Consider the following 9646-nt stretch of genomic DNA (forward strand, 5'->3'; position numbering starts at 1 on the left):
CCGCCGGCCGCGTACGCCGCGCCCGCCTCTCCGACCGAGAACGCACGCCCGAAGACCTCGAACCGCCTCGGGCTCATCGCCTTCGTCGCCTCTCTGCTCGGCGTCGTGATCGGCTCGATCCTCGCGACGTTCGGCGGGATCCAGAGCGGCAGCCTCGCGCAGTTCGCGAGCTCGGTCGACAGCACCGGCACGATCGACCCCGAGGCCCTGCCCGAGTCGGCGAATCAGATCGGTCTTCTCGCCGGCCTCCTCATCGTCGCCGCGTTCCTCGTCTGGGGCGCTTTCGCCCTGTGGGGACTCATCCAGGGCATCATCGCCGCGGTGAAGAACCGTGGGCGCGGATGGGGTATCGCCGCGATCATCCTCTCCGTCGTGGGAGGCGCGATCGTTCTGGTGGTCTTCCTCGTCGCGGCCGGGATCGGCGCCGCACCGTACGCGTCGTGACGCGTCGCGGGGGCGTCGTCTGCGCGCCTCCGCAGTGACATGCGCAGGGAGCCTCGGCCGGTCGGCCGGGGCTCTCCCGCGTTCGCGCGCGGCAACTCCCACCCCTCCTCCACAGACGGCGGAGCGCCGGACTTGTCCACAGAAGGGCCGAACGTCGTCCCGCGCGCCGGTCGACACCTTCTAACCTCGCCCGAAGCCGGACGGTCCGGCTGGTCCACGCGAGGTACACCATGCACGAACCCAGCTCGGCGGATCCCCCCTCCGCGCGCGGCGTCGGTACCGCACCCGTCATCCCGCCCGGGCGCTCCCGTCCGTCACGACTCGTCCCGTTCCTGGTGTGCGGGTCGACCAGCGGGATCCTGTTCGCCGTGGCCGCCGCCCTGCGACGCGGCCACGATTCGGTGCTCATCGATCTCGGCGCCTTCTGCTGCCTCGGTGCCTGCCTCAGCGGGGTGGCCGCGGCGATCTTCGGCTGCGTCACTCTCATGCGGGCGATCCGAGCGCGTGCGGCCGGCGCCGCCCTCTGACGGCCGGCCTCTCGGTGACGCTTCGCACCGTCGAGGCGGACCGTGCGGTTCAGCGCGGCGCGTGGAACCGCTGCTGGGCGGAGAGCAGTCCGCTGTCGACGATCGTCTCCACGGCATCCGCCGCGTCCGCCACGAGGATCGGCAGGGTCTCGCGCTCCTTGGCGCCGAACGGGTCGAGCACCCAGTCGGCCGGGTCCTGCCGGCCGACGGGGCGCCCGATGCCTACGCGCACGCGGGGGAAGTCGGGCGTCCCGAGCGCCTTCGCGACGTCGCGCACCCCGTTGTGCCCGCCGTGCCCGCCGCCCGTCTTGAGCTTGATCGAGTCGAAGGGGATGTCCAGTTCGTCGTGCACGACGATCACGTGCTCGGCATCCACCCCGTAGAACTTCGCCAGCGCCGACACCGGTCCGCCCGAGACGTTCATGAAGCTGTTCGGCTTCGCCAGCACGAGTTTCGCGCCGCCCGGGCGCAGCCACGTCTCGACGACGCGCGCGTTCGCCTTGTGCGCGCGGAACGACTCCCGACGGCGGTCGGCGAGCTCGTCCATCACCATCTGCCCGATGTTGTGCCGGGTCGCCTCGTACCGCGGCCCGGGGTTGCCGAGCCCGACGATGAGCCACGTGTCCGCCATGGCATCCATCCTTCCGGATCCGCGCGCGGACCCTGACATGAAAAAACGAGGGGGCGTGCAGCACGCCCCCTCGTCGATCACGGACCGCTCGCGCGGCCCGCCGGGATCAGTTGTCGCTCTCGGCGCCGGCCTCGGACTCCTCGGACTGCTCCTCGGCGACCTCGGCGTCGGCCTCGGCGATCTCTTCATCGGCGGCGAGCGTGTCCAGCGGCACCGAAACGCCCACGATGAGGGTCTCGGGCTCGGTGACCAGCGTGGCACCGGCGGGCAGGACCAGATCGGCCGCGGTGATCTGCGTGCCGTCCTCGGCGCCCTCGACGTCGACCTCGACGTTCTGCGGGATGTGGGTGGCCTCGACCTCGAGCGACACCGTGGCGGTGTCGAGCATGGCGACGGTGCCCGAGAAGGGCTCGCCGACGACGACGACGGGAACGTCGACCGATACCTTCTCGCCCTTGCGCACGACGAGGAGGTCGATGTGCTCGATGATCTGGCGCACGGGGTCCTTCTGGACGTCCTTGACGAGGGCCAGCTGGCTCGTGCCGTTGATGTCGAGGTCGAGCAGGGCGTTGGCGCGACGGATCAGCAGCGAGACCTGGTGACCGGGGAGCGCGACGTGCTGGGGCTCGGTGCCGTGGCCGTAGATGACCGCGGGGATCTTGCCGGCGGCGCGCAGGCGGCGGGCGAAGCCCTTGCCGAAGTTCTCGCGCAGCTCGGCGACGACCTTGTTGTCTTCCGACATGTTGTTCTCCTCGCGGGCACGGGTCCCGCAGCTTGTGAGCGGACGGCGTCCGCACGTATGTGGTCTGGATTCGACTCGAACGCGAGCGCGTGAGGAAAGCCGGGAGCCTGCATCACCGCGTCGATCACGGATGCCACGCGCACCCGCCGGGCGCACGACGACGCATCCCTCGCCGAAGTTCCCCGGAAGTCTACCAGCGCGGCGGCCTCGGTTTCGACCGGGCCGCGAGGCTCTCCCGGCATCCCCGATAGGATCGCCTCAGGCTTTCACCCACCGGAGGAACACCATGGACAGCGACTTCTTCTCTCACGTCTTGCTCGGAATCGTCGGCGTGATCACGCTGGTGGGTGCGGTGGGTGTGGTCGGCGCCCTGTTCTCGATGGGGCGCCACTCCGGCTACGACAAGCACTGACCGCACGACCGACGAACGGCGCCGACCTCCGCGGGTCGGCGCCGTTTCGCGTTCCGTGCTAGAGCGCGAGCAGGACCTTCCCCGATACCTCGGAGTCCTTCGCGGTCGTGAACGCCGACACCGCCTCCGCGAGCGCGAATTCGTGCGTGATGGCCTCCTCGATGCCCGGGACCTCGGCGAGCAGCGCGATGGCCGCCTCGATCTCGTCGGCGAATCGGAAGCTCCCGAGGTAGTGCACCTCTTTGGCGATGAACGGCGAGAGGTTCACCGAGCGATCGGCGTCGGGGAGCATGCCCACCTGCACCACGGTTCCCGCCGGGCGCAGCGCCCGGAGGGCCGCGGAGATCGACTGCGGGACGCCGGAGCACTCGAGCACGACGTCGTAGGCATTCGCCTCGAGATGCTCGGCGGAGACGTCCACGGTGACCGCCGCGCCGAGCCGTCGCGCCCGCTCCAGGGGTCCGGGCAGGACGTCCGTCGCCGTCACGCGCGCACCCGCCGCGACGGCAGCCGCGACCGCCATGAGACCGATCGGCCCCGAGCCCGTGACCAGCACCCGACGCCCGTCGACCGGACCGGCCTTCGAGAGCGCGTGCAGCGCGACGGCGAGCGGTTCGGCCAGCGCCGCGCGGCGCACCGACAGCCCCGGCGGGAGAGGCCGCACCATCGCCGCGTCGACGACGAGGAACTCGGCGGCCGCGCCCTGCGTGTGCGGCGTCGTCGAGGCGCTCCCGAGGTAGGAGCCGCCCGGCCACAGGTGCGGGTCGTTCTCGATCCCGGGGAGCGGCTCGCCGAAGCGTGCGGGGTGCACCGTCACGGGCGTCCCCGCCGGCCAGCGTCCCGACGGATCGTGGTCGACCCGGCCCGACAGCTCGTGGCCGGGGATGAGCGGCTCCCGCACGACGAACGCGCCGTTCGCCCCGTGGAAGTAGTAGTGCAGGTCCGAACCGCAGATGCCGACGTAGTCGACCCGGATCCGCACCTGGTCCGGGCCGGCCTCCGGAAGGGGGACGTCCCGGACGGCCGCCGTGAGAGCAGCGTCGATGAACAGCGCGCGCATGTTTCGTCCTTCCCTCAGACGACCGCGGTCATTCCGCCGTCGACGAAGATGTTCTGCCCCGACACGAAGCTCGAGGCGTCCGAGGCGAGGAAGAGCAGCGCCCCGTCGAGCTCGGCGAAGTCGCCCCACCGGCGCGCGGGAGTGCGCTGGGTGAGCCAGGCCGTGAATTCGGCGTCATCGACGAGGTCGCGATTCATCTCGGTCGCGAAGTAGCCCGGCGACAGCGCATTGACCTGGATGCCATGGCGAGCGAGGTCCGCGGCCATTCCGGCCGTCAGCTGGGCGACGCCCCCCTTGGCGGCCGAGTACGGCGCGATGGTCTGTCGCGCCAGACGCGACTGCACGGACGCGATGTTGACGATCTTGCCCGAGCCGCGGGCCACCATCGCGGGAGCGACGAAGCGCGTCACGTAGAACACGCCGGACAGATTCGCCGCCATAAGCTCGTCCCAGTCCTGCACCGCGAACTCGTGGATCGGAGCCCGACGCTGGATGCCGGCGTTGTTGACGAGGATGTCGGGGACCCCCACCCGCTCGATGAGGGTCTCGAGCTGCGCCTCTGCGGCCGCGGCATCCGTCACGTCGAACACGACGGATGCGGCCTCACGGCCCGAAAGGGCCGCCAGGTCGCGCCGGGTGGCCTCGACGGCATCCCGGTCGCGACCGTGCACGATGACGCGCGCGCCGGCGCGGGCCAGCCCCGTCGCGAGCGAGCGGCCCAGTCCGCGCGACGACCCGGTCACGAGCGCCAGCCGATCGCTGACGTCGAAGAGCGAAGTACTCATGCGTCCCGCCCGGTCAGATCAGCGCGCCGACGCCGAAGACGGCGAGCGCGGCGAGGAAGCCCAGCACCGACTCGATCGCCTGCTGCACCGTCCACGTCTTCAGGGTGGTCTTGACGTCCATGCCCATGAGACGGCCGACGAGCCAGAAGCCCGAGTCGTTGACGTGCCCGGCGAAGACGGAACCGGCGGCGGTGGCGAGCGTGATCGCGGCGATCTGCAGCGGCGAGAAATCGCCGGCCATGACGGCCGGGGCGGCGAGGCCCGCGGCGGTGACGAGGGCGACCGTGGCCGAGCCCTGCGCGAGACGCAGCACCACGGCGATGATGTAGGCCGCGACGATCACGGGCAGGCCGAGGTCGCCGAGGCTGTCGGCGAGGGCATCGCCGATGCCGGACGCGCGCAGGACGGCACCGAACATGCCACCGGCGCCGGTGATGAGGATGACGGATGCCACCGGCCCGAGCGACGAGTCGACGACCTTCTCGATCGCGGTGCCCTTCTCCCCGCGGCGGAAGCCGAAGACGATCGTGGCGACGATGACGGTGATGAGCAGCGCCACGGCGGAGTTGCCGAGGAGGATGAGCACCTGCACCCAGGTGTCGTCGGTCGAGACGGCACCGGCGCTGGCGAGGGTCGAAAGGCCGGTGTTCAGGAAGATGAGGAACATCGGCAGCAGCAGCACGGCGATGACGGTGCCGGGCTTGGGGGCGTTCACCGGCTGGTCGTCGTCGATCTCACCGAAGAGCGCGGGGACGGGCAGCTGGATCCGCTTCGCGACGAACGTGCCCCACAGGTAACCCGAGACGTACCAGACGGGGAAGGCGATGATGAGGCCGGCGAGCAGGACGATGCCGAGGTTGGCGCCGTAGAGCTCGCTCGCACTCACCGGGCCCGGGTGCGGCGGCAGGAACACGTGCATGACCGAGAAGGCCGCCGCGGCGGGGAGACCGAAGAGCAGGACATTCGTGCGCGACACGCGGCGCGCGATGGCGAAGATGATCGGCAGCATCATGACGAGCCCGGCGTCGAAGAACATCGGGAAGCCGAGCACGAGCGAGGTGATGCCGAGGGCGAACGGGGCGCGCTTCTCCCCGAAGATGCGTACGAACATCTCGGCGAGCGCCCTCGCTCCTCCGGAATGCTCGATCAACCGCCCTAGCATGGCACCGAGGGCGACGAGCAGCGCCACGGTCCCGAGCGTTCCGCCGAAGCCGCCGGTGAGCGTCGACACGATCGCGGACACCGGGATGCCGGCGACGAACGCCGTCACGAGCGAGACGATGATGAGCGCGAGGAACGCGTGCACCTTCAGCCAGATGATGAGGATGAGGATGAGCGCGATCGCTCCCGCCGCGATGGCGAGCAGCGGGGCTGTCCCGAGGGTCTGAGTCCAGTCGTCCAAGAAGATCTCCGTTGATTCAAGATGGTCACGCGAGCCGTCCGCGTCGGCACTCCGCGGCCGCCGCGGAAACACGGTCGCACGATCTTCACACAATGATCATATTTTTGACAAGATATGGTCGTACCTAAGGAGGGGTCATGGCCCGAGCCGCACACGGCTCCGTCACCGATGCGATCGGCATGCGCATCGTCGACGGCCACCTCGCCCCGGGTACCGTCCTCACGCTCGGCGGCCTCGAGGACGAGCACGGCGTCTCCCGGACCGTCGTGCGAGAGGCCGTGCGCGTCCTCGAGGCGATGGGGCTCGTCGAACAGCGCCGCCGCGTGGGTGTCACCGTCCGCCCCGCGAGTGCGTGGAGCGCGCTCGACACCCGCCTCATCGGATGGCAGCTCGCCGGACGCCGTCGCGACCAGCTCATTCTCAACACCACCGAACTGCGCGCCGCGGTCGAGCCCGTCGCCGCGCGCCTGAGCGCGCAACGCGCGACCGACGTGCAGCGCGGCGAGATCCTGCGCCTGGCCGATGAACTCGCGCGGCTCGGAGCGGAGGGCCGCGGCGACTCACCCGAGTACCTGGAGGCCGACATCGCCTTCCACGACCTCATCCTCGTCTCCAGCGGCAACCTCATGCTCGCGGCCGCCCGCTCCCCCATCGCCGCCGCCATCGAGGGTCGCTCGCTCCACGGGCTCACTCCCGGCATCCCGAACCCGGAAGCGCTGCACAACCACATCGCGACCGCGGCGGCCATCGGACGCGCCGACGCGGACGCGGCCGAGGAGCACACGCGTCGCTACGTCGCCGCCGTGCTCAGCGAAGTCCGTCAGTCCCTGTAACCACCTCCCCAACCTCGACGAAGAGAGAGTCCCCTTGGCCACGACCGCCCCCGTCCTCGTCTTCATGGGCCCCGCCGGCACCGGCAAGTCCACCGTGGCCGCGCTCCTCGCGGGCCGCCTCGGCTGGGACCTGCAGGAGGGCGACGATCTGCACCCCTCCGCCAACGTCACCAAGATGGCCGCCGGTCACGCGCTGAACGACGACGACCGCTGGCCCTGGCTCGACCGGGTCGCCGCGTGGATCGATGCTCAGAGCGCCGCCGGCCGCCCCGGCGTCATCACCTGCTCCGCCCTGAAACGCAGCTACCGCGACGTCCTGCGTCGCGAGAACGTGACGTTCGTGCTGCTGATGGGCGATCCGGCCCTCATCCTCGATCGCCTCCTGCGTCGCCAGGGACACTTCATGCCGCCGTCGCTCCTGCGATCCCAGTTCGACGCGCTGGAGGTCCCGGATGCCGATGAGCGGGCGATCCACGTCGACCTCGACCTGACCCCCCAGCAGCAGGTGGACACCGTCCTGGCGCAACTGGACCTGTCCCCCGGCACCTGATCGGCAGCGGACCCAGCCGATACAGTGGGCGGGGTACGCGACCCCCCGTCCGCCACCCCTCTTCGCACCTGAACATGGAGCATCGAATGACGTCGACCCCCTCTCCGACCGGACCCTCGACCGATCAGGACCAGGCACCGCATGAGGCCGCTCAGCACCACGAGGGCGCTCCCGCGCCCGAGGAGGTCGACCGCCCCACCGCGGATGCGGACTCCCGTCCCGCCGGCGAGGGTGATGGCCGCGCGAACATCGGTGTCGTGGGCCTGGCGGTCATGGGCTCGAACCTGGCGCGCAACCTCGCCAGCCGCGAGGGCAACACCGTCGCGGTGTTCAACCGCAGCAGCGACAAGACCGAGCACCTCGTCCAGACGCACCCTGAGGCGCAGTTCGTCCCCTCGTTCTCGTACGAGGACTTCGCCGCGTCCCTGTCGAAGCCGCGCACCGCGATCATCATGGTCAAGGCCGGGCGGGCGACCGACTTCGTCATCGACGAACTCGTGAAGGTGTTCGAGCCGGGCGACATCATCGTCGACGGCGGCAACGCCCTGTTCAGCGACACCATCCGCCGCGAGAAGGCCGTCCGCGACACCGGCATCAACTACGTCGGCATGGGTGTCTCCGGCGGTGAGGAGGGCGCCCTCCTCGGTCCCTCGCTCATGCCCGGCGGCTCCGACGAGTCGTGGCAGACCCTCGGGCCGATCCTGACCTCGATCGCCGCGGTCGCCGAGGGAGAGGCGTGCGTGACGCACGTCGGCCACGACGGCGCCGGCCACTTCGTCAAGATGGTGCACAACGGCATCGAGTACGCCGACATGCAGCTCATCGCCGAGGCCTACGACCTCATCCGCCGCGCCACCGGCAAGACCCCGGCTCAGATCGCCGACGTGTTCGCCGAATGGAACCGCGGTGAGCTGGAGTCCTACCTCATCGAGATCACCGCCGAAGTCCTCCGCCAGACGGATGCCGACACCGGCCGGCCCCTCGTCGACATCATCCTCGACCAGGCCGGCGCCAAGGGCACCGGCGCGTGGACGGTGCAGACCGCGCTCGACCTCGGCGTTCCCGTCTCGGGCATCGCCGAAGCCACCTTCGCCCGGTCGCTGTCCAGCCACCCCGAACAACGCGAAGTATCCCGCGACCTGCCCGGCCCCTCCGGCACCGACCTCCTGCCGGAAGACGATGCCGACGCGTTCATCGAGCAGGTGCGTCTCGCCCTCTTCGCCTCCAAGATCGTGGCGTACTCGCAGGGCTTCGACGAGATCCGCGCCGGAGCCGCCCAATACGACTGGAACATCGACCTCGGAGCGGTGTCCCGCATCTGGCGCGGCGGCTGCATCATCCGCGCACAATTCCTCAACCGCATCGCCGACGCCTACGACGCCGAGGCCAGCCTCCCCGTGCTGCTGACCGCCCCGTACTTCGTCGACGCCCTCGGTCGCGCGCAGGACGCGTGGCGCAGCATCGTGTCGCTGGCGGCGGCGTCCGGCATCCCCGCCCCCGCGTTCAGCTCGTCGCTGGCGTACTACGACGGCCTCCGCGCCGACCGCCTCCCCGCCGCCCTCATCCAGGGGCAGCGCGACTTCTTCGGCGCACACACCTACCGCCGCATCGACAAAGAAGGAACCTTCCACACCCTCTGGTCCGGCGACCGCACCGAGATCGAGGCCGAGGACACGCACTGACGACAGTGCACACGAGGCGGCGACGGGCCCTGTTCGTCGCCGCTTCGGCGCTGTACGCGTTCGGGCTGTGGTGGATGACGTTGCGCCCCGAACCGTACGGTGCCGAGGCGGCGGGGGTGCTCCAGCGCGTGCTGGCCATCCTCGCGGGGTGGACGGGGACGGCGTGGGTGTCGTTCGACGTCATCGAATTCGCGGCCAACGTGGTCATGTTCGTCCCGCTCGGCCTGCTCGTGCGGGCGTGGGGCGGCCGGTTCCGGCACGCGGTCCTGGGCGGGTTCGTTCTGAGCCTTGCGATCGAGACGGTGCAGCTGCTGTTCCTGTCGAGCCGGGTCGCCGATGTCCGCGACGTCGTCTCCAACACCGCGGGCGCGGCGCTCGGCGTCGGGGTGGCCGCCCTCATCGCGCGCGCTCTCCGACCTCACAGCGAGCGCATAGCCGGTGCCATAGAAAGCTCATAGCTCGGGGCGCACAATGGGTTCCATGACCACGACCGCCAGCGCTCCCGCCTTCACCCGCCCGGACGGCAGCGCCCTCCGCGTCCTCGTCGTCGACGACGAGCAGATGCTCACCGACCTGCT

General features: G+C 70.4%; 11 protein-coding genes and 2 pseudogenes. 8 read left to right on the plus strand and 5 right to left on the minus strand.

The window, feature by feature from the left end:
• Positions 1-444 (plus strand): annotated as a pseudogene (locus D8Y23_RS16885) (hypothetical protein); the annotation flags it as partial.
• A 230-nt stretch (positions 445-674) separates the two neighbouring features.
• Positions 675-971, plus strand: coding sequence for a hypothetical protein (locus D8Y23_RS15000; RefSeq protein ID WP_128218881.1), 297 nt, complete (start codon positions 675-677; stop codon positions 969-971).
• Between the two features lie 49 nt (positions 972-1020).
• Here the strand turns inward: D8Y23_RS15000 and pth are convergent, their stop codons facing one another.
• Together pth and D8Y23_RS15010 are read right to left on the minus strand one after the other, a co-directional pair.
• Positions 1021-1602, minus strand: coding sequence for an aminoacyl-tRNA hydrolase (pth, locus tag D8Y23_RS15005; RefSeq protein WP_128218882.1), 582 nt, complete (start codon positions 1600-1602; stop codon positions 1021-1023).
• A 106-nt stretch (positions 1603-1708) separates the two neighbouring features.
• Positions 1709-2344, minus strand: a complete 636-nt coding sequence (locus D8Y23_RS15010) for a 50S ribosomal protein L25/general stress protein Ctc (RefSeq protein WP_128218883.1) — start codon at positions 2342-2344, stop codon at positions 1709-1711.
• 286 nt (positions 2345-2630) lie between these two features.
• On the opposite strand from D8Y23_RS15010, the gene D8Y23_RS17255 reads away from it, so the two are divergent.
• A complete protein-coding gene (locus D8Y23_RS17255) occupies positions 2631-2756 on the plus strand; it encodes a hypothetical protein (protein ID WP_260025138.1) in 126 nt (41 codons plus the stop codon).
• Positions 2757-2814: 58 nt separating this feature from the next.
• Here the strand turns inward: D8Y23_RS17255 and D8Y23_RS15015 are convergent, their stop codons facing one another.
• Genes D8Y23_RS15015 through D8Y23_RS15025 form a run of 3 tightly spaced genes read right to left on the minus strand, consistent with a single transcriptional unit; the run spans position 2815 to position 6003 of the window.
• Positions 2815-3816, minus strand: a complete 1002-nt coding sequence (locus D8Y23_RS15015) for a zinc-binding dehydrogenase (protein WP_128218884.1) — start codon at positions 3814-3816, stop codon at positions 2815-2817.
• A 14-nt stretch (positions 3817-3830) separates the two neighbouring features.
• Positions 3831-4601, minus strand: a complete 771-nt coding sequence (locus tag D8Y23_RS15020; protein ID WP_128218885.1) for an SDR family oxidoreductase — start codon at positions 4599-4601, stop codon at positions 3831-3833.
• 13 nt (positions 4602-4614) lie between these two features.
• Positions 4615-6003: a GntP family permease gene (locus D8Y23_RS15025; protein WP_128218886.1), complete on the minus strand. Its 1389-nt coding sequence runs from the start codon at positions 6001-6003 to the stop codon at positions 4615-4617.
• A gap of 137 nt (positions 6004-6140) precedes the next feature.
• On the opposite strand from D8Y23_RS15025, the gene D8Y23_RS15030 reads away from it, so the two are divergent.
• From D8Y23_RS15030 to D8Y23_RS17330, 5 genes and pseudogenes are all read left to right on the plus strand, one after another.
• Positions 6141-6836 (plus strand): FadR/GntR family transcriptional regulator, encoded by a 696-nt coding sequence (locus D8Y23_RS15030; RefSeq protein ID WP_128218887.1) that lies wholly within the window; start codon positions 6141-6143, stop codon positions 6834-6836.
• A 34-nt stretch (positions 6837-6870) separates the two neighbouring features.
• Positions 6871-7386, plus strand: coding sequence for a gluconokinase (locus D8Y23_RS15035; protein ID WP_205797277.1), 516 nt, complete (start codon positions 6871-6873; stop codon positions 7384-7386).
• A gap of 86 nt (positions 7387-7472) precedes the next feature.
• Positions 7473-9068, plus strand: a complete 1596-nt coding sequence (gene gndA / locus D8Y23_RS15040) for an NADP-dependent phosphogluconate dehydrogenase (protein WP_128218888.1) — start codon at positions 7473-7475, stop codon at positions 9066-9068.
• Between the two features lie 5 nt (positions 9069-9073).
• A complete protein-coding gene (locus D8Y23_RS15045; RefSeq protein ID WP_240663923.1) occupies positions 9074-9526 on the plus strand; it encodes a VanZ family protein in 453 nt (150 codons plus the stop codon).
• A 22-nt stretch (positions 9527-9548) separates the two neighbouring features.
• Positions 9549-9646: pseudogene (locus D8Y23_RS17330) on the plus strand (DNA-binding response regulator); the annotation flags it as partial.

Origin of the sequence: Microbacterium enclense, from assembly GCF_004022425.1 — a bacterium.
Lineage (GTDB): Bacteria > Actinomycetota > Actinomycetes > Actinomycetales > Microbacteriaceae > Microbacterium > Microbacterium enclense_A.